At 41.6% G+C, this 20,116-nt stretch carries 30 protein-coding genes; 16 read left to right on the top strand and 14 right to left on the bottom strand.

Annotated elements, in window-relative coordinates:
* Positions 1-97 precede the first annotated feature (97 nt).
* The 14 genes from B9N78_RS12620 (at position 98) to B9N78_RS12565 (ending at position 9,368) form a co-directional block, all read left to right on the top strand.
* Positions 98-775: a CBS and ACT domain-containing protein gene (locus B9N78_RS12620; RefSeq protein ID WP_085102816.1), complete on the top strand. Its 678-nt coding sequence runs from the start codon at positions 98-100 to the stop codon at positions 773-775.
* A 299-nt stretch (positions 776-1,074) separates the two neighbouring features.
* Positions 1,075-1,212, top strand: coding sequence for a hypothetical protein (locus B9N78_RS18170; RefSeq protein WP_170921421.1), 138 nt, complete (start codon positions 1,075-1,077; stop codon positions 1,210-1,212).
* Positions 1,199-2,026, top strand: coding sequence for an RHS repeat-associated core domain-containing protein (locus tag B9N78_RS12615; RefSeq protein WP_085102814.1), 828 nt, complete (start codon positions 1,199-1,201; stop codon positions 2,024-2,026). The genes B9N78_RS18170 and B9N78_RS12615 overlap by 14 nt, the downstream gene beginning before the upstream one ends.
* A gap of 24 nt (positions 2,027-2,050) precedes the next feature.
* Entirely contained in the window at positions 2,051-2,482 is a 432-nt protein-coding gene (locus B9N78_RS18030; RefSeq protein WP_137982539.1) for a hypothetical protein, read from the top strand.
* 272 nt (positions 2,483-2,754) lie between these two features.
* Complete coding sequence (locus B9N78_RS12605; protein ID WP_085102810.1) at positions 2,755-3,156, top strand: hypothetical protein; 402 nt, start codon at positions 2,755-2,757, stop codon at positions 3,154-3,156.
* Complete coding sequence (locus B9N78_RS12600; protein WP_170921420.1) at positions 3,080-3,532, top strand: hypothetical protein; 453 nt, start codon at positions 3,080-3,082, stop codon at positions 3,530-3,532. The genes B9N78_RS12605 and B9N78_RS12600 overlap by 77 nt, the downstream gene beginning before the upstream one ends.
* Positions 3,533-3,566: 34 nt before the next feature.
* Complete coding sequence (locus B9N78_RS18460; RefSeq protein ID WP_281248180.1) at positions 3,567-3,695, top strand: RHS repeat-associated core domain-containing protein; 129 nt, start codon at positions 3,567-3,569, stop codon at positions 3,693-3,695.
* Between the two features lie 346 nt (positions 3,696-4,041).
* On the top strand, positions 4,042-4,530 hold the full coding sequence (locus B9N78_RS12595) for a GNAT family N-acetyltransferase (RefSeq protein WP_085102806.1): 489 nt from the start codon (positions 4,042-4,044) through the stop codon (positions 4,528-4,530).
* A 125-nt stretch (positions 4,531-4,655) separates the two neighbouring features.
* Complete coding sequence (locus tag B9N78_RS12590; protein WP_085102804.1) at positions 4,656-5,225, top strand: DJ-1/PfpI family protein; 570 nt, start codon at positions 4,656-4,658, stop codon at positions 5,223-5,225.
* A gap of 50 nt (positions 5,226-5,275) precedes the next feature.
* Positions 5,276-5,557: a ribbon-helix-helix domain-containing protein gene (locus B9N78_RS12585; RefSeq protein ID WP_085102802.1), complete on the top strand. Its 282-nt coding sequence runs from the start codon at positions 5,276-5,278 to the stop codon at positions 5,555-5,557.
* Positions 5,558-5,742: 185 nt separating this feature from the next.
* The gene (locus tag B9N78_RS12580) at positions 5,743-6,852 is read left to right on the top strand and encodes an iron ABC transporter substrate-binding protein (RefSeq protein ID WP_085102800.1); all 1,110 of its coding nucleotides are present in this window, start codon (positions 5,743-5,745) and stop codon (positions 6,850-6,852) included.
* A gap of 3 nt (positions 6,853-6,855) precedes the next feature.
* On the top strand, positions 6,856-7,923 hold the full coding sequence (locus tag B9N78_RS12575) for a FecCD family ABC transporter permease (protein ID WP_085102798.1): 1,068 nt from the start codon (positions 6,856-6,858) through the stop codon (positions 7,921-7,923).
* A complete protein-coding gene (locus B9N78_RS12570) occupies positions 7,923-8,747 on the top strand; it encodes an ABC transporter ATP-binding protein (RefSeq protein WP_085103338.1) in 825 nt (274 codons plus the stop codon). The genes B9N78_RS12575 and B9N78_RS12570 overlap by 1 nt, the downstream gene beginning before the upstream one ends.
* Positions 8,748-8,756: 9 nt before the next feature.
* Positions 8,757-9,368, top strand: coding sequence for an FmdE family protein (locus B9N78_RS12565; RefSeq protein ID WP_085102796.1), 612 nt, complete (start codon positions 8,757-8,759; stop codon positions 9,366-9,368).
* Positions 9,369-9,447: 79 nt separating this feature from the next.
* On the opposite strand, the gene arfB is transcribed toward B9N78_RS12565, so the two are convergent.
* Positions 9,448-9,864, bottom strand: a complete 417-nt coding sequence (gene arfB, locus B9N78_RS12560; protein WP_085102794.1) for an alternative ribosome rescue aminoacyl-tRNA hydrolase ArfB — start codon at positions 9,862-9,864, stop codon at positions 9,448-9,450.
* A gap of 112 nt (positions 9,865-9,976) precedes the next feature.
* Between arfB and B9N78_RS12555 the strand changes: the two genes are divergently transcribed.
* Together B9N78_RS12555 and B9N78_RS12550 are read left to right on the top strand one after the other, a co-directional pair.
* On the top strand, positions 9,977-10,336 hold the full coding sequence (locus tag B9N78_RS12555) for a NifB/NifX family molybdenum-iron cluster-binding protein (protein WP_085102792.1): 360 nt from the start codon (positions 9,977-9,979) through the stop codon (positions 10,334-10,336).
* Between the two features lie 46 nt (positions 10,337-10,382).
* Positions 10,383-10,865, top strand: coding sequence for a YchJ family protein (locus B9N78_RS12550; protein WP_085102790.1), 483 nt, complete (start codon positions 10,383-10,385; stop codon positions 10,863-10,865).
* Between the two features lie 98 nt (positions 10,866-10,963).
* Here the strand turns inward: B9N78_RS12550 and B9N78_RS12545 are convergent, their stop codons facing one another.
* The 13 genes from B9N78_RS12545 to B9N78_RS12485 form a co-directional block, all read right to left on the bottom strand.
* Positions 10,964-11,551, bottom strand: a complete 588-nt coding sequence (locus tag B9N78_RS12545) for a peptidylprolyl isomerase (RefSeq protein WP_085102788.1) — start codon at positions 11,549-11,551, stop codon at positions 10,964-10,966.
* Between the two features lie 151 nt (positions 11,552-11,702).
* Positions 11,703-12,068, bottom strand: coding sequence for an Hsp20/alpha crystallin family protein (locus B9N78_RS12540; RefSeq protein ID WP_085102786.1), 366 nt, complete (start codon positions 12,066-12,068; stop codon positions 11,703-11,705).
* Between the two features lie 11 nt (positions 12,069-12,079).
* Positions 12,080-12,493 carry an Hsp20/alpha crystallin family protein gene (locus B9N78_RS12535; RefSeq protein WP_085102784.1) on the bottom strand — a complete coding sequence of 138 codons (414 nt, stop codon included), beginning with the start codon at positions 12,491-12,493 and terminating at the stop codon, positions 12,080-12,082.
* 239 nt (positions 12,494-12,732) lie between these two features.
* Positions 12,733-13,230 (bottom strand): hypothetical protein, encoded by a 498-nt coding sequence (locus B9N78_RS12530; RefSeq protein ID WP_085102782.1) that lies wholly within the window; start codon positions 13,228-13,230, stop codon positions 12,733-12,735.
* Positions 13,231-13,286: 56 nt separating this feature from the next.
* The gene (locus B9N78_RS12525; protein ID WP_085102780.1) at positions 13,287-13,781 is read right to left on the bottom strand and encodes a hypothetical protein; all 495 of its coding nucleotides are present in this window, start codon (positions 13,779-13,781) and stop codon (positions 13,287-13,289) included.
* Between the two features lie 219 nt (positions 13,782-14,000).
* A complete protein-coding gene (locus B9N78_RS12520) occupies positions 14,001-14,417 on the bottom strand; it encodes an RHS repeat-associated core domain-containing protein (RefSeq protein ID WP_281248185.1) in 417 nt (138 codons plus the stop codon).
* 48 nt (positions 14,418-14,465) lie between these two features.
* Entirely contained in the window at positions 14,466-15,020 is a 555-nt protein-coding gene (locus B9N78_RS12515; RefSeq protein WP_085102776.1) for a heme oxygenase-like domain-containing protein, read from the bottom strand.
* On the bottom strand, positions 14,986-15,864 hold the full coding sequence (locus B9N78_RS12510) for an RHS repeat-associated core domain-containing protein (protein ID WP_137982538.1): 879 nt from the start codon (positions 15,862-15,864) through the stop codon (positions 14,986-14,988). Before B9N78_RS12510 ends, B9N78_RS12515 begins: the two co-directional genes overlap by 35 nt.
* 22 nt (positions 15,865-15,886) lie before the next feature.
* Entirely contained in the window at positions 15,887-16,339 is a 453-nt protein-coding gene (locus B9N78_RS12505) for a hypothetical protein (protein WP_085102772.1), read from the bottom strand.
* A gap of 96 nt (positions 16,340-16,435) precedes the next feature.
* The gene (locus B9N78_RS12500; protein WP_085102770.1) at positions 16,436-16,945 is read right to left on the bottom strand and encodes a ferritin; all 510 of its coding nucleotides are present in this window, start codon (positions 16,943-16,945) and stop codon (positions 16,436-16,438) included.
* A 35-nt stretch (positions 16,946-16,980) separates the two neighbouring features.
* Entirely contained in the window at positions 16,981-17,994 is a 1,014-nt protein-coding gene (gene cydB, locus B9N78_RS12495; protein ID WP_085102768.1) for a cytochrome d ubiquinol oxidase subunit II, read from the bottom strand.
* Positions 17,995-18,030: 36 nt separating this feature from the next.
* Positions 18,031-19,341 (bottom strand): cytochrome ubiquinol oxidase subunit I, encoded by a 1,311-nt coding sequence (locus tag B9N78_RS12490; protein ID WP_085102766.1) that lies wholly within the window; start codon positions 19,339-19,341, stop codon positions 18,031-18,033.
* A 27-nt stretch (positions 19,342-19,368) separates the two neighbouring features.
* A complete protein-coding gene (locus B9N78_RS12485; protein ID WP_085102764.1) occupies positions 19,369-20,067 on the bottom strand; it encodes a DVU0298 family protein in 699 nt (232 codons plus the stop codon).
* Positions 20,068-20,116: the final 49 nt, after the last annotated feature.

The raw sequence follows: 20,116 nt of genomic DNA, 5'->3' as shown, positions 1-20,116 counted from the left end.
AATATAGCGGTATTAAGCTGCATTCATTTGCAGGCTCTTATAAGATTAAGATATTTGAAACTTAATCTCATGCAAGGCAAAATCAAGGAGAACTCTAATGCTTGTTAAACACTGGATGACAAAAGATATTATCACCCTCACACCTGACCGCTCAATGATGAAAGCTGCCAAAATCATGAAAGATAAAGTGATAAGCAGACTGCCGATAGTTGACGATGACGGAGTTTTAGTAGGAATAATTTCAGACCGCGATATAAAAGAAGCCTCTCCTTCAAAGGCGACGACTCTTGATATGCATGAGCTTTACTATCTGCTTTCAGAGATCAAAATTAAAGATATCATGACCCGCAAAGTTTTAACTGTTTCCATTGAAGACACCGTAGAAAAAGCAGCGGTAATTATGGATGAAAATAAAATAGGCGGAGTTCCGGTTGTAGATGCTGATAACAAATGCGTAGGAGTCATCACAACCACTGACGTCTTCAAAGTCCTGATCAACATCACAGGTGTCCTTCACGGCGGCATACAGATGGGCATAGCCCTGTCTAACAAAGCGGGCTCTCTCAGCCGCGTGGTAGACTTCTTAAAAGACAACCACGCCCGCATGATGTCCGTTCTGACAAGTTACGAGCCTAACCAGGATAACACTCGTCAGGTTTTTATCCGCATTCAGGACATGGAAAAATCAGAGCTTAATAAACTGCGTGAAGGGATAGCCGAAAACTTCGAACTGCTCTACTGGGTTCGTGATTCTGTTCACGGCCTGACTTCATAAATTAACTTTACTGATCAACTTTTAAAGTCCCTGACACAATTTGTGTCGGGGACTTTTTTTGTGAACCACAAAAAATATCATCCGGACCTGACTCGGCTTATTCATGTCCGCCCTGCCCGCTATCCTCTGCTTATTCAGCCACAGGTAGTCACTTAAATTCAGAACAGGTCTGGATTTAATAAGGCTATCAGAAAATAAGCAGAGGTCTTTATGATTTATCCCGATATGGCAAAAACGGTGAGCGTTTATTTGCTGAAACGAGCCAAACAAAGCTACGCTTGTTCAAGTATGGTCAGAGCATGGAACTACTGCAAGCTGGTGAAGTAAAATACATGTATGACACTCAAGCCCGCATGGTTATGAAAACCGATCTCGGGCAGGTCACGCGTTATTCTTATTTAGAATCAGGTCGGCACAATCTTCATGGTTGCGGATGAAAGGGGTAATGAGGTAAAGCGAATTATAAATGATTCGTTTGGGAATCTATTGTTCGATAGCGGAGTCAGTTTGGATATATGCTTAGGGTTTGCCGCAGGGCTGACAGATAAAGAGACCGGACTGGTTCATCTTGGATATCGTGAATACGATCCCGCAATCGGCAGATTCATAACTCCCGACCCACTCGGATTCGCTGGCGGAGACGTAGATGTTTACGGGTACTGTCTCGATGACCCTATTAATTTTCATGATCGGACGGGGCTTGCGGGGAAGAGTGAGGGGAAAGAGCAAGGAACTTATTCTAAAATAGCCTCAGGATTACATAAAGCTGCGACTGCAATACCTAAAGGACTCGAAAAGGCTGCGGATAAAAGTACTGAAGGCATTAAAAAAGCGACAACCGAAGGTGGTAAAGCTGCTTCCAAGGCTATTGTTAAAGGAAGTCATGCAGCCAAAGAAGCAATTGAAAAGACTGCCGATGAGTTTAAAAACAATAAAGAATTGCAAAAATATACCGGAATAGCTCTTGGGGCTGGATCAGTTCCTATTGCTTTAGCAGGAGGGGCGGCTGTAGCTCCTGCTATTGTTCAAGCTGGAATTGCTACGAGTGGAGCTGTCGAAAAATTTGCACAAGAAACAGCAAGCAGAATAGCTACTCGCCCTAACTTGTTAAAAAACCTTAAAAGAGGATATGATTTTGCTTCTGCATTTAATTCAGGAGAGCTTCCCCCTGTAAGCTGGGCTGGCGCTCTAGGAACTGCAATCGCTAATAGAGATAGAATCCGTGAAACTTTTGAAGAAATCAAAAAGTAGACATATCCACTCATAGAAAAATATATGAAAAAAATATTAAATAGAATAGATAAGATAGGTAATTTTTTCGATAAATGGGACAACCTATTCAGTAGGCTTATGTATATTTTAACTGGGATCCTTTTTATTCTCTGGAGTATGCCCTTCTGTAGTTCAACATCCTCAGGCTTTAGAATGGTTTCCCTAAACTATTTAGCTCGTTGGAGTATGACTCTTTTTGGTTTTGTTAGTATTGCTTATGGTATTTTTAAAAACAATTTTAAAAGCGATAACAGCCAAGGACTGATATGCCCAGTATGTGAAAAATCATTCTCACCTGGAATATTCAGAATGCCTAAGAATAAACTTTGCCCCAACTGTAAAATTGAACTTGAACCCATTGAAGGCTTTTATGATCGCCATCCCGAGCTTAGAGAAGCGACTAATGAAAAGTCCAATAAAAATAAAACAACATGAGTTGACTACGTTGCCCCGACTTCGGTCGGGGCTTTCTCTTATGTGTTACAGTTGCTGCTCACTCGGATTCACTGGCGGTGATGTGGATGTTTACGGGTACTGTCTCGATGACCCTATTAATTTTCATGATCGCACAGGGCTTGCGGGGAAGAGTGAGGGGAAAGAGCAAGGATTCCTAAAAAAAGTTGGTAAAGGCACTTGGAAAGCTCTAAAGAGGGCTGGAAAGGCCATTGAAAGCGACCCTCGTATATGGGGGTACAGCTGGAGCTTGCATGGTAATGCCATTAGCAATTGCCGGATCCATTTTAGGAGGAGCAGAACTTGGGGCTGCTGGGCTTGCCACAGCACGACGAGACGCTCCATATGTAGAAAAAGGATTGGATAAGGTTAGTAAGATTGCTAAGCGAGGGATAGCTACAGCTAAAGACTCTTATAACGAAGCTGATGTAAGAGTACGTAATTTTACATCAAATAAAAAATATGAAGTGGATCTTAGTGATCTTGTTGATGGGGCTTCAGCATTTGTTGATGGATTACCACCATCAAGCGGAAAATTAGGAGCTCCAATAGGTGCACTTATTGGAATACCACAAGCCATTGAAAATGGTAAAACCATTACTAAAAAAATTAAAAAAACAATTAATGATAAAAGTAATAAAGAAAATAAAAAATAAAATTTCATACCTCCGATTACTAGTTATAATCTATGCATTACTTGTGATCAGCGGGGCATGGCCAACAGACACAGCTCGTTACTTTAAAGGACAGGAAGTTGGAATTTTTGGACGTTGGGCTTTAGTCGCTTATGGTATTGTTATTTTTTGGTGCGGTATTTTTTACAAACGCCCTGTGGGAGGAAAGCATTTCACCAAACTTGAAGAATCTATTTGTCCTAAATGCCAACAAGTGTTTATGCCTAAAAAAGCACCTGAAGACCAAATGTGCCACAAGTGTAACTGCTCTCTTGAACAACTTGAAGGTTTTTATAAAAGACACCCAGAATTAAAAAAAGCTGAAATTGATACATCAATAGAAGAGACCAAAAAATAATTAATGGCCCCGACTTCGGTCGGGGCTTTCTCTTATGTGTTACAGTTGCTGCTCACTCGGATTCACTGGCGGTGATGTGGATGTTTACGGGTACTGTCTTGATGACCCTATTAATTTTTATGATCGCACAGGGCTTGCGGGGAAGAGTGAAGAATCTAAGTAAAATCCTGCAAAAAATACAAAGCTCACTGGAGCTGATAATGGTGAACATTCTTCTGAAAAGGTAAATAATAAAAACTTATCCTCGACATAAAGTTGAGTGGTAATTACTGGGGATATATTGATCCGAAAGTGCACATTAATTTCATTCAACAATAATGAGAAGATATGTTTCAGATAAAAATATTCCAAAATTTGACAGTGTTTTTATTTTACTGCTTATCTTTCTTATATCACCCCCAATTAATACAATACCACACCATCACTAACTATTGCGAATCCACCCAGTTAAAGATATTCTCATTTCAACGCATTCAATCAAAATTATCAATATAGATACAGGTAATCCCATGAGAGTAGCAATAGATAGCGATCTTCCAGAAATCGTTGCCATTTATAATTCAACTGTAGAGTCGCGTCTATCGACTGCGGATACGGAAGAAGTCAGCATTGAATCTAAAATGCAATGGTTCAAAGCACATACTCCTGACAAACGCCCTATACTCGTTCACGAAGATGATAATACCGTTGCGGCATGGGTGAGTTTTGAAAAATTTTACGGTCGTCCTGCGTATGGGAAGACTGCTGAAATAAGCATCTATATTCATTCAAAATATAGAGGACTCGGACTGGGTAAAAAGTTACTGCAAGAAGCAATTGATATGACTCCGTCCTTAGAAATAAAAACCCTTGTCGCATACATATTTTCGCACAACGCGCCAAGCATCAGACTGTTCAAATCTTTTGGTTTTAAAGAATGGGGCAGATTACCGGATATCGCGGAAATGGATGGCAAGGAGTATAGCCTTTCAATCCTCGGCAAAAGGCTTATCACGTAAAAAAGTAGTCGCTCCTGCTCTGCTCATTTTTTTTATTCTAACTTAACAGTAGTACCTGACTATTACCTTTAATCGTGCTTAAAAGAGTATAGTTAGAAAAATCTGATAAATGAGGAGAATTTAAAATGACAAAAAAGATTCTGATGATTGTCGGCGACTTTGTTGAAGACTATGAAGTTATGGTTCCATTTCAGGCTCTACAGGCAATGGGCTTTGATGTAGACGCAGTCTGCCCTGGCAAAAAAGCCGGCGAACAGATTGCTACAGCTATTCATGACTTTGTCGGACATCAAACATATGTGGAATTGCCGGGTCACAACTTCACCCTCAATGCAGACTTTGACACGATTAAAACTGAAGATTATGCTGCTCTCGTAGTTCCCGGCGGAAGAGCCCCAGAGTACCTGCGCTTAAACGAAAAAGTACTCGAAATGGTCCGCAGCTTTCCGGCAACAGACCGCCCTGTCGCGGCTATATGCCACGGCCCGCAGCTGCTTGCAGCCGCCGGAGTACTTAAAGGTAAAAGAGTTACGGCATATCCGGCCTGCGGACCTGAAGTGACTCTCGCCGGCGGTGAATATGTTGCAATTGATGTTGATGATGCGATTGCCGACGGCAAGCTCGTAACCGCTCCTGCTTGGCCTGCTCACCCTAAATGGCTCAGAACATTTGTTGATATACTCAACAAGGAATAAGCAAGGCAAATCAGTTTATGCGGGAGTATACTTTAAAAAAGGAATTCCCCATGTGCGAGATATACTCTTCCACGCCTCCTCCTGAATATGAACAGGTTACCCGTTCTGTTCGAATAAGCGGAGCTGTCACCAGCATTCGCCTTGAACGAAGATTCTGGTCAATTCTTGATGATGTTGCGGCAAAGGAAAATCTCTCGCTTGGCAAATTCCTAGCGGCCCTGCATGAGGAAGCCTACAATGTGCATGGGGAAATATCCAACTTTGCATCCCTGCTGCGTGTTGTCTGCACTACCTATCTGGCTAAAGAACAATACTCCGAAAGTTCCTCCTGATAATCAGGAATATAATCCGCATTAATCCCCTCTGAAACGTATATTTCAGGGGGGATTTTATTTTGCTGGAATCAGCCTTTTTCGCATCCCTCCATTGACACGATTTTTAATTATATATACCTAAAACGTACAATTATATTTAATACATCCACGCTAAAAGACTCTAAATTTAAATGAGAGGGACCATGAACAAATTTTTATCCATTACCTTCGCAATACTAACGGCTCTCTGCCTTTCCCTGCCGACTTATGCCCAAGCAAGAACAATAACGGATATGGCTGGACGCAAAGTAGTAATACCTGAAAAAGTTGACAGAGTTCTTTGCTCAGGCCCGGGATGCTTACGTTATCTAACTTATCTTCAAGGACAAAACTTGATTGTTGGAGTCGACAGCATAGAAAAAAAAGAAGATAAATTTGATGCTCGTCCATATGCGATTGCTAATCCGCAATTCAAAAAGCTGCCTCTTTTCGGAGAATTCAGAGGAAACGATAATCCGGAACTGATTCTATCCCTTGAACCGCAACCGCAGGTAATTTTTAAAACATATAAGGAAATGGGCTACGACCCTGATGAATTACAGGAAAAAACTGGAATTCCAGTAGTTTGCTTATCATATGCCAGCCTCGCTGCAAAACGCCAGTCAGTATACAACTCCCTTAAGCTTATGGGCGATGTAATCGGCAAGTCTGAAAGAGCTGAAAAAGTATGCAATTTCATGGAAGAAAACATCAAAGATCTGGAAAAACGAACTGCTGGAATCCCTGACTCTAAGCGCAAAACATGCTACGTAGGCGGCATTGCTAAAAAAGGCCCGCACGGCTTTCAGTCCACTGAGCCTGCATATCCCCCATTTCTATTTGTTAACGCAAACAACGTGGCCTGCCCGCCGAAAGAACTGGGCAAACCTTTGCAGCATGCAAATGTGGCGAAAGAGCAAATTGTTTCGTGGAATCCGGAAATTTTATTCATGGACATATCAACCTGTCAGCTTGGAGACGAAGCAAGCGCTGTTAATGAACTTAAAAAAGACCCCGCTTATCAAAGCCTTGATGCGGTTATTGCCGATCATGTTTATACGGTTCTTCCTTACAACTGGTATTCACGAAATTACGGGTCGATAATTGCCGATGCTTTTTACGTTGGTAAAGTTCTATACCCCGAAAGATTTACCGACATTGACCCCAAAGCCAAGGCTGATGAAATATACAGTTTCATGGTCGGAAAACCTGTCTTTAATGAAATGGAGAATGCCTTCAAAGAAAAAGCATTCGACAAGCTGGTTTTGAGGTAGCAGATGCATTTTAATGACGGGCAAATCCCGCCGGAATATGCAAAACTCATCAGGCGCAAAACTCTGTTCATTATTGCAGGATTCGTCCTCACTGCGGCAGTGCTCACGTTGTCTATCGGGATGGGACCGGTTTCTATATCTATTATGGAGACTCTTAAAACACTGCTTGGTGAAACTGTTTCCAAACGGTTCGATATCATAATCTGGAACATCAGATTACCGCAGGCTCTCACCGCAATTGTTGCTGGGGCCGGACTTTCTGTTTCAGGCGCGGTGATGCAGGCAATTCTTCGAAACCCTCTCGGCTCTCCATTTACTTTGGGGATATCCCATGCAGCAGCATTCGGAGCGGCAGTGTCTGTCATGGTCCTCGGCTTAGGAACAATGAGCAGTTCAAATGTCGGCGCAATTTCAATCAACAGCCCGTATCTTACGACAGTAGTATCTTTCTCGTTCAGTTTGATTGCCACCTTTGTGATCATTGCAATATCACGTCTTCGCCGCGCTACGCCGGAGGTAATGATTCTTACAGGTGTTGCCTTAGGGGCACTCTTCACAGCCGGAACAATGTTCCTGCAATACTTTGCCGATGATGTTCAACTGGCTGCAATGGTCTTCTGGACATTCGGCGATGTGGCCAGGGCAACTTGGACTGAACTTGGAATAATGAGCGCGGTAACTTTAATTGCCTATATATGGTTCACACTGAACCGCTGGAATTTCAATGCCATTGAAGCAGGAGACGAAACGGCAAAAGGTCTTGGAGTAAAAGTAGAACGGGTAAGAATTACCGGAATGCTGCTGTCATCGCTTGTTACCGCCGTTATTGTATCTTTTCTGGGAATTATCGGGTTTGTAGGTCTAGTCTGTCCGCACATGGTCAGGCGAATGATCGGGGACGATTACAGGTTTCTACTCCCCGGTTCATGTTTGCTCGGCGGAGCTTTGCTCCTGACTGCTGATACCGCCGCCCGCCTTATGCTCGCACCGAATGTACTGCCGGTTTCAGTTTTAACAGCGTTTTTGGGAGCTCCAATGTTTATCTGGCTGATCATAAAGGGGAATAAATGATAAACCTCAAAGTAAACGGCCTGAATTTCAGCTACAGCGGGACTCCGATTCTTGAAGGAATTAATTTCTGCGTAGATAAAGGAGAACTGCTTGCCATTCTCGGGCCTAACGGCGCAGGTAAAACAACTCTCCTTAAATGTTTGAACGGTATTCATACCCCAAAACAAGGCTTTGTTCTTGTTAACGAACGTGATGTTTTTAAACTCAGTTCAGACGATATTGCCAAATTGATAGGCTATGTACCGCAAAGGGTGGAATCTGCGAGACTCAGCGTCTTCGATGCGGTTCTCATGGGACGCAAACCCCATATTAAATGGAGGGTCCGTGACCATGACATTTGTATTGTAGATGCCGCGTTAAAGCGACTTTCTCTGACTCACCTAGCACTTAGATACATTGACCGGCTAAGCGGCGGAGAACTCCAAAAAGTCAGCATTGCCCGCGCTCTTGTGCAGGAGCCGGAAGTTCTTTTGCTGGATGAACCGACCAGCAGCCTTGACCTTAAAAATCAACTTGAAATTTTGCGAACTGTCAGGGGGATTGTAAAAGGACACAATGTCTCAGCTATCATGACTATGCATGATCTCAATACAGCCCTGCGCTATGCTGATAAATTCATTTTTCTTAAAGCCGGGGTCATCCACAGTTGCGGCGCAAAAGAATGCGTAACACCGGAAGTGATCGAAGCGGTATACGGAGTTCCTGTTGAAATTGAACAGCGAAACGGGTGCCCTGTAATCCACCCCATTGAAGATTTAGACGCTGTAGATCACAGCCATACGCATGACCACAACCATAAAACCGAAACAATTCATAACCAGTAGGAACAACAAATGAATACTTATTTCCCCCCTGAAACAATTGAAAGAGTTATAGAATTTCACGGTCACCAATGCCCGGGACTTGCAATAGGAATCCGCGCATCCGAGCTATGCTTAAATAAGCTGGGACATAACAACGAATCCTCGCTTGTAACAATCTGCGAAACAGATATGTGCGGAGTTGATGCAATTCAATTCCTTACAGGGTGTTCTGTAGGCAAAGGTAACTTACTACTTAGAGACTACGGGAAAATGGTCTTTACCTTTTTCAGACGCGAAGACGGCAAAGGGGTTCGAGCTTTGCTGAATCCTGAATTTCTGGAAGAAAACAGGAATGAAATGAGTAAACTTATGAAGGCCACCTCTGACGGTTTCGCTACAGAAGCAGATAAGAAAAAATGTAAAGAGATTCGATCTGAAGTAGAAGCCAAATATTTAGAAGCGGATTTAGATGAAATGTTCATCATAGGCGCGCCGCAGATGGTTATGCCCCGCCCTGCTGCAATTCTGGAATCACTTGAGTGTGAAAGCTGCGGTGAAAAAATAATGGAATCACGCTCAAGAAGATTTGCAGGACAGACTTTATGTATACCGTGCTTCAGTAAGGTTGAGCAGAAGATTTAATTCCAGAGAAAAACTTGTAAAAGCTCCTCTAAAGCTATTCAGACTTTAGAGGATCTTTTACAAAACTTTGGTCCTTTCCCTAGTAATCAGGTTTTGAACGCTGTTTTTTGGTTTGCGCACGCTTGTTTTTACTATCAAGTCGCTTGCGCTTCATAGAATTAGGCACTTTTGTTTTACGCCTGTGCTTAATCGGCTTTAAACCTTCCGCCAGAATATTTTTAAACCGCTCAATAGCTTCTTCTTTGTTGCGGAACTGACTGCGATGTTCCTCGCAAGATATATGTAATTCACCATTGCTGTTTATTTTATTACTTATTCTGGAAAGAAGAATCCTTTTCTGGTAGTCACTAAGGGCAGCAGATTCTTGCAAATTAAATATAAGAGTTACACGGGAAGATGTTTTATTGACATGCTGCCCTCCGGGACCGGAGCTGCGGCTAGCAATAAAAATTATTTCACTATCAGGTATGGACAATGTTGGGGTGATACTTATCATAGTCTCGGCTGGATTGTTCTGTTTTTTATTAATTTGAGCAAATAACTTTTCACTTTCAAGTACAATGCATGGGTCTGTATTGTTCTTACTTTTTTTTTAAGGAGACACAACCATGATTATAGCACTTCCTTCAAGAGATGGACAGATTGATGGACATTTCGGTCACTGTGAAGCTTTCACTCTTTTCACTTTAGACGACAGCAAAAGCATTGTTTCTGAAGAAACAATTACCCCCCCTCCAGGATGCGGATGTAAATCCAACATTGTTTCCACCCTCGTTGAAAAAGGCGTAAGCGTCTTATTGGCAGGAAATATGGGTCAAGGAGCTGTTAACCTCTTGCAGGCCAGCAATATAAACGTTATCCGCGGTTGTAGCGGAGATCTGAAGACAGCTGTCAGCCAGTGGGCTGAAGGCAACCTGTCCGACTCCGCAGTTGTTTGTGAAGATCACGAGTCCTGCGGCAATCATTAAGCCGTTCAAATAAACTTCTAGGGTTGATAAAGATTGGAGTAAAAACATGAGTGAATGTCCATGCGGTTCCGGAATTGTATACGCCGAGTGCTGTGAACCATATATTACTGGAACAAAACCTGCCCCGACTGCAGAAGCATTGATGCGTTCCCGTTACACAGCTTTTGCTGTGCATAATGTAGATTATCTCGGTGACACCTTGGCCCCGGAAAGCAAGCACGACTATGAGCCTGAGCAGGTAAAAGAGTGGGCTCACTCTTCCACTTGGCTTGGCCTTGAAATTGTTTCTACTTCAGCAGGTCAGCCCGATGATTCCACCGGTGAAGTCGAGTTCATTGCGACTTTCAAACAGGGCGGAGCAACTCACAAACATCACGAAGCAAGCCACTTTGAAAAAAGAGACGGCAATTGGCTTTATATTGATGGAGACATGGTTGCACCGAAACCAATCGTTAAAGAAAATAAAGTCGGACGTAATGATCCCTGCCCATGCGGCAGTGGCAAAAAATACAAAAAATGCTGTGCGTAATTAAGCTTGCAGCATAATAATTACGACTTATAAGCTATTAGAAAAGGCGCGGCAGAGAAATATGCCGCGCCTTTAGTTTTATCTGAAATAATAATTAGTTACTGTTTAACTTCCTCAGCCTTGATAATCATGACAGGCTTAACAGGAACATCGTCATATCTGCCCTTGCGGAAAGTCACTACTTTTTCAATGCTATCGACAACTTTTTTGCCGCTTAAAACTTTACCGAAAACAGCATATCCCCATCCTGATGAGGATTCAGACTTAAAGTTTAAAGCACCATTATCAGCAGTATTGATAAAAAACTGATCAGTAGCGGAATGAGGATCGCCTGTGCGCGCCATAGCAATTGTATATTTATCGTTATACAGACCGTTGCGGGCTTCATTTTCAATAGGGTCGTAAGTCTGTTTAGGCTTCATATTTATATCCATATTCCCGCCCTGAATCATAAACCCGCTGATTACTCTGTGAAAGATGGTGCCGTCATAGTGACCTTCGTTCACATACCTTAAAAAATTAGCCACTGTCGTTGGAGCCTTGGCTCTATCAAGTTCAAGAAGAATATTCCCCTTGCTGGTTTCCATTTTAACATACACTTTAGAACTTTCAGCATGCACAGTTGCGCCAATTGAGAGAGCTGCGCAAAAAATAGCCGCAATCAATAATATTTTTAATCCTTTCATATCCAGATTTTCCTCCGTAATAGTTTCGCTTACGTTTATCAGAAACAGAATAGACGAGCAAACAAAGAACATCGACATATTTGAAATCATCAGATTCAATAAAAAAGGCTCCCTAATGGGGAGCCTTCCAAATAACATATAACTAGATCTGCTAACTGTAAGAAACTTCTATTTTGCGAGGTTTTGCCTCTGCAATTTTCGGCAGGAACAATTCCAGAACACCATTTTTTAAATTAGCTTTAATATTGCTGCGGTCCACAATATCCGCAATCGTAAATCTTCTCAGGTATTCACCTTCACCAAATTCCTGACTGAGGTATTTCTCCCCTTCAACGGCTATCTGGGCAGTTTTCCCTTTTACTATCATCACATTTTCTTCAATATCAATGTCGAGATCTTGTTTCCCGATTCCCGGAATATCCATATATAAGTAGAACCCGCTTTCAGTTTCAACGATATCCGTTGCGGGGTTGAACTTTTCCAATTCGTTTTCAGATACAATTCTATCGTTACTCATGAGCCCCCCCTTTATTCAACTTCGACAGCGACTTTTTTAGGGACAGGTGAACCGGCCTTAGGCATTACGATTTTAAGAACACCGTCTTTAATCGACGCAGAGACCTTATCAACATCAACATAAGTATTAATCGAAACTATCCGCTGAAAGACTCCTGAAGGTCTTTCCTGACGAAAATACCGTCCCTCCGGCAGCTTACGCTCACCTTTGATTACAAGATCCTTTGCAGTGATCGCAATGTCCATGTCTTCAATAGCCAGACCGGGCATTTCTGCATGCACATAAACATTATTTTCATCTTCCCCGATGTTTATAGGAGGATATGATGATTTTCTTCTTTTATACTGTTGTGGATTGAAGACTTCATTAAAAACTTTGTCAAATTCATACGGAAAGTTATAAACTGAGCCTAAGTCAATTACCATAAAACACCTCCTGATTTTTTCGTATTACTAGAAAAATAACCCAAAAAAAGGAGTTGTCAACCATCCACTAACAAATAGTATTCATGCAATACAGCAAATAAAGTATAACATATACGCTTAGTTGTAATCGGTTAGTATTCTGTTGAATTCGATAGTCTTTTTTGAATTTTTAGATAGTTTATTCGTAAATTTCTTCAGGTCTGATGAAGCAAAAGATGAGTCCAGAATATCTTCTCATTTTATTTGTATTGCTCCCACGGGCAGATTGAATATCTGATACTGCCAGAATATTTATCCAAAGCTACTAATGGAGTTAGTACTTTTAATTCCAACAAAAGGTCGTTTTCTGCTTTTGGGAATGGCAAATCAAACTTTAGAATAGCAGCAAAGGTTTCATCCTTCCAACTTAAATAATCTGCTTTAGACGGGGGAATAGTTACTCCTTCCTCCAGTATGTTTCCTTTGGAAATAAATTTATATTTTATTACTCCGTTTGTTCTTTTAAAAACATCTTGATTAAACATAGTCGGAATCGAAAGGTATAAGGCATAACGGGTATTATATTTGTAATGAATTGGTATCGTAATAGATTCATTTTTAATGGTCGGATCTAATTTTCCACTACTAATATCTGCATAAAACTGTTGAGGGAAAATATAGGATTGAAAAACATTACTTGAATAAATCATGTAAGCTCCAACGATAAGAGCACCTAAGCCTAGTAATATATATTTCATATTTTTAGTTCCTGTAATTTAGGGGTGTCAAAGCAACAACCTACTTAGTTCACGGATTAATTCATTAGGGCTGGTTCAACCGTACACCAAATTTCTCCTGAATATTTACTAAAAGAAGTTAGCGGATTAACAGCTTCCAGTACCAAGATTAAATCATTGGCAGCTCCAGGAAAAGGGAGGTTGAATTTTAATAGGATAGCTGAAAGAGGACCTTCGCTAGAGGCACAATAGTATCCTGTATTAGAAGGGGATAACGTTTGTCCTTCTTTTAAAATTTTTCCTCTGGATGTGAATCTATAATTTAATGTACCTTTTGCATTGTAAAAGCATTTTATATCATCTTTAGGGATTGATATTAAGAGATCATATTCTGTTTTATATTTAAAGGTGATAGGAATAAGTAATCGTTCACCTTTTTTTGATGGGTCAAATGGACCTTCAAAAATAGTTTTATAGTACTGGTCAGACATAAAATAAGCTTGAAAAACATTAGTGTTATATAGTGAAAGCACTATAAGTAGAATCAAGCCTATAATGGTTAAACGTTTCATATATCCTCTTAATTAGGGGATGAAAGAGTTCCATCCCCTAGTACGTGTTTCAGAATTGAATTGTTATTTCTGTCTCTGTATCCTTTCATACTCTTTGGCTACAGCTTCAGTATAGCTTTGGCAGTTATGCCCAACTCCTATATATTCCCCCTCTTTATACTGTCCTGTTTTTTGGATATTCTTTTCAGCCTGACGCATTATGTAATCATCATAATGACGTCATATAGGAGTCTCCTTACCATTTTCGTCATGAGTAACTCCTCTTTTAGAGAACCCTGAATTTGTTTTTTCATCTTTTGATACATCTGTTTTGTCGTATTTTATATATTCATGCTTAAGTTTAATATTTGCAGCGTCAATAAGCTTATCTGCTACACCTTCGAAAGGAGCTAACATTCCCCCGTAAGGAATTTTCTTAAGTTTATTTATTACAATTTTGGCCTCAGCACTGTCTAAAAATTCAAGTCCTTTTAATCGTCTCTCATAAACTTGAGCAAGCCCCGTCCGATCATAAAAATTAATAGGATCATCAAGACAATACCCGTAAACATCCACGTCCCCGCCCGCAAAACCTATGGGGTCAGGAGTAATGAATCTTCCGGTGGCGGGATCGTATTCACGATGTCCAAAGTGGATAAGCTGTATAAAATGAAGCCCCGCACTGTGTAAGAGCGGGGCTTTAAATTAATCTTTGATCTCTTCTCTCGAAGTCTCAATTTCAGCTTCTTTTAACTCAATAGCTCTATAAAACAATTGCGGTCTTATCCATGCAATTAAGAAAAGAGCAAAGTTAATTAATGGCGGTGTGATAGCCAAAATTTTACCACAAAGGCCACGATCTGCATAGTACAGATAAGGGTGAGCTAATACAAAATGAAATACCATCGAAAAAGCAATTTCAAAATCATTTCCAGAACTCTTTGGAATAAAAGACCAAGCTGTCCAGAAAATTTCAAGAAACCATAAAAGTGAATAAAAATTCAACCACTTACTTATTCTATGTTGTAATAGTAATTTTATACACATAATGGTGCTTGCAAAATAGGCAAACACCCAAGATAGTACATAAGCTATAGTATATATGATATTTCCGAAAATATTTTCTTTTAGCATATAGAAAATAATTTGTAGAGAATATATACCAACAGTTATAAATAGGACATAGTAAACGATTGCAAATATTCCAACTAGAGATAGTTTTACTTTATTTTGTTTTTTTAGATTTGCTTTTTTGCTCATGATATTTGTAGCCTTTATCTATGTCATATTGATCTTTAGGATCGTCTCCAAAAGAGTTTATATAATTAATTTTTGAGGTTCCACTGCGTATTTGGTAAAGCCCTGCTCCAGCTTTAGCTTCCCATTTAGGTATTCCTAATGCGCTAGCTGAAGCTCCAAAATTAAAATTGCCAAATCTTTCATAATTGTGGTTTAATCTTTTATAATCTTGCTCTCTTCCCGATGCGTAGTGTTTGTAAAGATACTCAGCTTTTTTTATAAAACCGAGCGGCTCACTCTTAACTGATTCCGCAAATTCTTTTGCTTTATGAATATTTTTATCTACGCTCACTCCATCCGGGCCAACAGGAATACCTTCGTATTTGTGAAATTTAGTATCAGTGTCACTATGAATCTTTTCAATTTGTTCTTTGCGCCTGCTTTTTTCAATTGAGTTAAGTTTTGCTGCATATTGCGTAGAAGACAGCGATTCTTTCCTTTTATCCTTTTTCTCCTCACTCTTCCCCTCAAGCCCCGTCCGGTCATAAAAATTAATAGGATCATCAAGGCAATACCCGTAAACATCCACGTCTCCGCCCGCAAAACCTAGCGGGTCAGGAGTTATGAATCTTCCGGTGGCGGGATAGTATTCACGATGTCCAAAGTGGATAAGTCCGGTATCTTTATCTGTTAAACCTGTGGCAAACCCAATGTAAGTATCAAATTTTTCATTACTATCGAATAACAGATTGCCAAACGAATCATATATAATCCGCTTTACCTCATTACCTTGTTCGTCCGCAACCATGACGATTGAGTCGACCTGATCCGTTGCAAAAAAGAAGGAGGTTCCTTCGTAAGTCATGGCAACAGGTCCGGCAGCATCCTCATAAATACTTTGGATGCAGTCCTTCACCGTCAGTGATAGCAATAAGAGTGGTCAAATCCTGCCAAAGATATTTTTCCACAACCTTGCCGTTGATAGACTTTGTAATTCTGCGTCCGGCAGCATCACAGGTATATTCAATTATGCGACCTCGATTGTCGTAATAGTATTTTGTGTCTCCGGCTTCGATAACCTGCAACCTATCGTTGTACTTGTATAATGATTGTTTTGAATGTCTTGTTTCAGATAAGAGTCTTTCACCGTATTTACCGTAATGGTATTGCTCGATGACAGAACCTTCGCACAAAACTTTGCTGAGTCTGCCATTGTTGTCGTACTCATATTCACGCAGAATCGGCTGCGGGGCTAGGGCTAATGCTTTTTTGATTATTCTTCCGTTTTTTATCTCTTTCTGTTGCAAGCAGCGAGAAAGGCTCATCCATATCAGGAACATGAATAAGCCGAGTCAGGTCCGGGGGAGGAAAAACAAAAATCCCCCTTGAAGCATTAAGCCTCAAGGGGGATTTTGTTAGGTCTTTAAGAGTAAAACTTATGCAGTGGTCGGAGGAGTGTAAACACGCATGCTTAGTTCTTTATCAAGAGAGAACATACCGTTGCCATCGCCTCCGGTAAGTCTGAGTTTGTTGAGTACTGCGTTCACGTTATCTTCTTCTTCAACCTGTTCCGTTATGAACCATTGCAGGAAGATATTGGTAGCGTGATCTTTTTCCTCAATAGCCAGATTTATCAGATTATTGATAAGTGAGGTTACTTTCTGCTCGTGTTCAAGAACTGCCTGAATAGCATCAAGAGGGCTTTTCCACTCGGTTTCCGGACCTTCAATCGCAGTTAGAATAACCTTTCCACCGCGCTGAATTATGTAGTCATAGAATTTCGTAGCATGGAACTGCTCTTCCTGTGTCTGAACTCTCATCCAGTTGGCAAACCCGCTCAATCCGAGGTCGCTGAAATAAGCTGACATGGAAAGGTAGAGGTAAGCGGAGTAGAATTCAGCATTTAAATGCTCGTTCAAAGCTTTTTCAAGAACTTTATTGGACATGATATTAACTCTCCAGATTCTCTTTAAATGGTTGCTTAGTAACCGAGGTCTTCATCTGTTATCTTGGTTGCAAAAACTTTATGCATCCAGAACTGATATATGATTACAATCGGAACCATTACCAGGGCTACTGTCAACATGATTTTAAGAGTCAGCTGACTTGAAGCCGCATTATAGATCGTTATAGAGAAAGCCGGATTAATGCTTGAAGGCAGTAATGCCGGGAATAATCCAATAACTCCGAACATGGTGGTTGAAACGATGAGCAGTGCTGAGCAGGACCATGCTTTCCACCATTTCTGAGCAGAGATGAGTGTACGGGTCTTAACAATTGCAAAGATCGGTACAAACAGAATCAGCAGCAGAACCGGGTGTGCAAGATAGTTGCTGAGCAGCTTGGTATAAATGCCGGTAAGAGCAAGGAAAGCAACGTAAACAGCTACTAAAATAGGCCAGATAACTGTAGCCATACTTGCTGCACGTTCGTTAAGTTCTCCCGTGGTACGTACTGCCAACCATAAACAACCATGCAGTGTGAAGAGCAGTACAAACAATACTCCGCCGGCAAGCCCGTAAGGGTTAAGCAGGGTCAGTAAGCCGCCCTGAAAAACGCCTTCAGCATTGATGGGGATTCCCTGAAAGATGTTTGCAAATGCAACGCCTAGAAGGAGAGCAGGAACTGCACTTCCGAAAACCATGCATGCATCCCAGAATTTGCGGGCTCCGTTAGACTCAACCAGCCCTCTGAATTCAAAAGCAACACCACGAATAATAAGGGCCATAAGCAGCAGCATTAAAGCTGTATAAAGTCCGCTGAACATTACAGCATAAGCTTTAGGGAAAGCTGCGAAGGTTACTCCGCCTGCGGTAATAAGCCAAACTTCATTTCCGTCCCAGAATGGGCCCATTGCATTAAAGATTATTTTTTTATCTTTTTCACTTTTAGCGAGAAAAGGCATCATTGCCCCTAGACCGAGGTCATAACCGTCGAGCATAAAGTAGACGGCCCAGAGCACTCCCCATAATAAGAACCATATAGTTTCCAGCATGTTTATCTCCTTGACTTGCAGAGTTTAATAAAGCTCTTAAGCCTTCACAGGTTCAGGGCCTTTGCGTGCAAATTTGGTCAGCAGGAATATTTCACAGGTTCCGAGCAGTGTGTAAAGCAGGGTTAGCCCGATGAATGAAAATGCGACCTGACTTGTCACGATGGGAGAAACCGCATCACTGGTCTTCATTACGCCGTATACAATCCACGGCTGTCTTCCGACTTCAGCTATGGCCCATCCTGCCCATATGGCAATATAAGGAAGGGGGATAGAGTAGATCAAAACGCGAAGCAGTAACTTGTTTTCAAGCAACTCTTTTCTTTTTAACCATGCCCAGATACAGAGAAGCGGGAAGAGTGTTCCCAGTCCGACCATAAGGCGGAAAGCAAGGAAAGTAACCAGTACTGGAGGGCGGTCTTCTTTAGCCCATGCTTTAAGGCCCTTAACAGGAGCATCAAAAGAGTTGAAAGCTAAGAAGCTGAGTCCGCCGGGGATTTCGAAAAGTTCAATTGAATTTTCTTCATTGGCTTCATCAGGCGCAGAAAAAAGGAACATGGGAGCTCCGTCTGTTGTTTCCCATAGAGCCTCCATTGCAGCCAGCTTTGCAGGCTGTACACGAGCTACTTCCTGTGCGTGTGCGTGTCCCTGCACTGCAACAGCAATGGAGAAGATGAACGCACAAACGATGCCCATTTTAAAAGATGTGGTGAAGAATTCGACTTCATTCTTGCGAAGCAGATGATAGGCGCTGATTCCCATAATGAAGAATCCTGCAACTACCAGCGCGCCGAATCCGTTGTGTAAAAATTGTGACCATGCGAAATGATTTGAAATAACGGCTGTAAAATTTTCCAGTTCTGCACGTCCGTTGCGGATTACATACCCGACAGGGTTCTGCATCCATCCGTTGGCAAGGATAATCCAGACAGCTGAAAGGTTTGATGCAATTGCAACAATCCATATGCAGGCACAATGCATTTTAGGTGAAAGTTTTTTCCAGCCGAAAATCCATGCCGCAAGGAATGTTGATTCCATAAAAAAGGCAACCGTTGCTTCAATTGCAAGCAGTGATCCGAAAATATCACCTACATACTCAGCGTATTTGGACCAGTTGGTACCGAATTGGAATTCAAGAGTTATTCCGGTTACAACTCCGAGAACAAAGTTAATAACAAACAATTTCCCCCAGAATTTAGTCATCCTCAGATAAACTTCTTTTCCTGTGCGTACATAGTAGGTTTCCATGATGGCAATCATTACTGAAAGACCTAGAGTGAGTGGCACAAAAATGAAGTGGAACATAGTTGCCATGGCGAATTGAAGCCTTGACAGCATAAGAACATCCATCATTCCTCTCCTTGTTCAGAGTTACAATTATTCCCCGGAAATTTTTTCTAGGGCCGCTTGCGCCAATTGGCCGACAGTGCCTGAGCGGAGCTGTCGATCCATATAAAGATTGATAATATTTCCATTGCCCGTGAGCTTATTGAGCTGTTGCACAGCTCGCTTAGCTTTAAGCCCCCCAAGGGCCCAGCAGGCAATTCCAACAAGCACAGGGTCATTACTAACAAGAAATTTGATTAAATCATCGGTGGCAGGAGCGACAATGTCAGGCCTGCTTTGCGCAAGTCTGGCAACGCCCCACATTGCTCCGCGGAGCAGCAGAGTAAACTCGAGGTAATTTTCAGGTTTTCCTTCCGCTTCATGAATATAGCTGAGAAGAATTCTGCCATATTCGTCAGCCATTACTCTGTTCGAAGCAGTTATTTCACCCATTGCTTCAGGTACACCCCAGCCGCACCCTCCAGATTCTTCATTGAGCATCCACATTATTCTGCGCATGACAATTCTGGCGCGTGCATCATCTTCTGCAAACAGTCTGTCAACGACCTGTCCAAAGGATGAAATGCCATGCCAGCGTACAATCTCAGAAGGAGCACATAGAGATGAAAAAAGGGGGGCAATGAGACTTTGCATTGGATACTCTTTCATGAGTACAGAAAATTTCTGCTCCCAATCTTCGTCTGCAAGGGCCTCAATGACCGCTCTTTTTATCTGCCGTCCAACTGCCATGAAGCGAATCTCCTTACTGCACGGGCGGAATTGTTAAATCCCGCCCGCT

It is taken from the genome of Desulfovibrio gilichinskyi (assembly GCF_900177375.1).
Taxonomy (GTDB): domain Bacteria; phylum Desulfobacterota; class Desulfovibrionia; order Desulfovibrionales; family Desulfovibrionaceae; genus Maridesulfovibrio; species Maridesulfovibrio gilichinskyi.
The sequence above is the reverse complement of the archived record's forward strand: the minus strand, read 5'-3'. Positions and strand labels throughout refer to the sequence as shown.

Excerpts from the sequence above, each read along its gene's own strand:
- B9N78_RS12515 (WP_085102776.1), bottom strand. The coding sequence starts at position 15,020 with ATGAGCAAAAAAGCAAATCTAAAAAAACAAAATAAAGTAAAACTATCT.
- B9N78_RS12605 (WP_085102810.1), top strand. The coding sequence starts at position 2,755 with ATGGTAATGCCATTAGCAATTGCCGGATCCATTTTAGGAGGAGCAGAA.
- B9N78_RS12555 (WP_085102792.1), top strand. The coding sequence starts at position 9,977 with ATGATTATAGCACTTCCTTCAAGAGATGGACAGATTGATGGACATTTC.
- B9N78_RS12615 (WP_085102814.1), top strand. The coding sequence starts at position 1,199 with ATGGTTGCGGATGAAAGGGGTAATGAGGTAAAGCGAATTATAAATGAT.
- B9N78_RS18460 (WP_281248180.1), top strand. The coding sequence starts at position 3,567 with ATGTGTTACAGTTGCTGCTCACTCGGATTCACTGGCGGTGATGTGGAT.
- B9N78_RS12585 (WP_085102802.1), top strand. The coding sequence starts at position 5,276 with ATGTGCGAGATATACTCTTCCACGCCTCCTCCTGAATATGAACAGGTT.
- B9N78_RS12510 (WP_137982538.1), bottom strand. The coding sequence starts at position 15,864 with ATGACTTACGAAGGAACCTCCTTCTTTTTTGCAACGGATCAGGTCGAC.
- B9N78_RS18170 (WP_170921421.1), top strand. The coding sequence starts at position 1,075 with ATGGAACTACTGCAAGCTGGTGAAGTAAAATACATGTATGACACTCAA.
- B9N78_RS12505 (WP_085102772.1), bottom strand. The coding sequence starts at position 16,339 with ATGTTCCTGATATGGATGAGCCTTTCTCGCTGCTTGCAACAGAAAGAG.
- B9N78_RS12565 (WP_085102796.1), top strand. The coding sequence starts at position 8,757 with ATGAATACTTATTTCCCCCCTGAAACAATTGAAAGAGTTATAGAATTT.
- B9N78_RS12595 (WP_085102806.1), top strand. The coding sequence starts at position 4,042 with ATGAGAGTAGCAATAGATAGCGATCTTCCAGAAATCGTTGCCATTTAT.
- B9N78_RS12485 (WP_085102764.1), bottom strand. The coding sequence starts at position 20,067 with ATGGCAGTTGGACGGCAGATAAAAAGAGCGGTCATTGAGGCCCTTGCA.
- B9N78_RS12540 (WP_085102786.1), bottom strand. The coding sequence starts at position 12,068 with ATGAGTAACGATAGAATTGTATCTGAAAACGAATTGGAAAAGTTCAAC.
- B9N78_RS12545 (WP_085102788.1), bottom strand. The coding sequence starts at position 11,551 with ATGAAAGGATTAAAAATATTATTGATTGCGGCTATTTTTTGCGCAGCT.
- cydB (WP_085102768.1), bottom strand. The coding sequence starts at position 17,994 with ATGCTGGAAACTATATGGTTCTTATTATGGGGAGTGCTCTGGGCCGTC.
- B9N78_RS12575 (WP_085102798.1), top strand. The coding sequence starts at position 6,856 with ATGCATTTTAATGACGGGCAAATCCCGCCGGAATATGCAAAACTCATC.
- B9N78_RS12530 (WP_085102782.1), bottom strand. The coding sequence starts at position 13,230 with ATGAAATATATATTACTAGGCTTAGGTGCTCTTATCGTTGGAGCTTAC.
- B9N78_RS12535 (WP_085102784.1), bottom strand. The coding sequence starts at position 12,493 with ATGGTAATTGACTTAGGCTCAGTTTATAACTTTCCGTATGAATTTGAC.
- arfB (WP_085102794.1), bottom strand. The coding sequence starts at position 9,864 with ATGATAAGTATCACCCCAACATTGTCCATACCTGATAGTGAAATAATT.
- B9N78_RS12525 (WP_085102780.1), bottom strand. The coding sequence starts at position 13,781 with ATGAAACGTTTAACCATTATAGGCTTGATTCTACTTATAGTGCTTTCA.
- B9N78_RS12620 (WP_085102816.1), top strand. The coding sequence starts at position 98 with ATGCTTGTTAAACACTGGATGACAAAAGATATTATCACCCTCACACCT.
- B9N78_RS12580 (WP_085102800.1), top strand. The coding sequence starts at position 5,743 with ATGAACAAATTTTTATCCATTACCTTCGCAATACTAACGGCTCTCTGC.
- B9N78_RS12490 (WP_085102766.1), bottom strand. The coding sequence starts at position 19,341 with ATGGATGTTCTTATGCTGTCAAGGCTTCAATTCGCCATGGCAACTATG.
- B9N78_RS12500 (WP_085102770.1), bottom strand. The coding sequence starts at position 16,945 with ATGTCCAATAAAGTTCTTGAAAAAGCTTTGAACGAGCATTTAAATGCT.
- B9N78_RS12550 (WP_085102790.1), top strand. The coding sequence starts at position 10,383 with ATGAGTGAATGTCCATGCGGTTCCGGAATTGTATACGCCGAGTGCTGT.
- B9N78_RS18030 (WP_137982539.1), top strand. The coding sequence starts at position 2,051 with ATGAAAAAAATATTAAATAGAATAGATAAGATAGGTAATTTTTTCGAT.
- B9N78_RS12590 (WP_085102804.1), top strand. The coding sequence starts at position 4,656 with ATGACAAAAAAGATTCTGATGATTGTCGGCGACTTTGTTGAAGACTAT.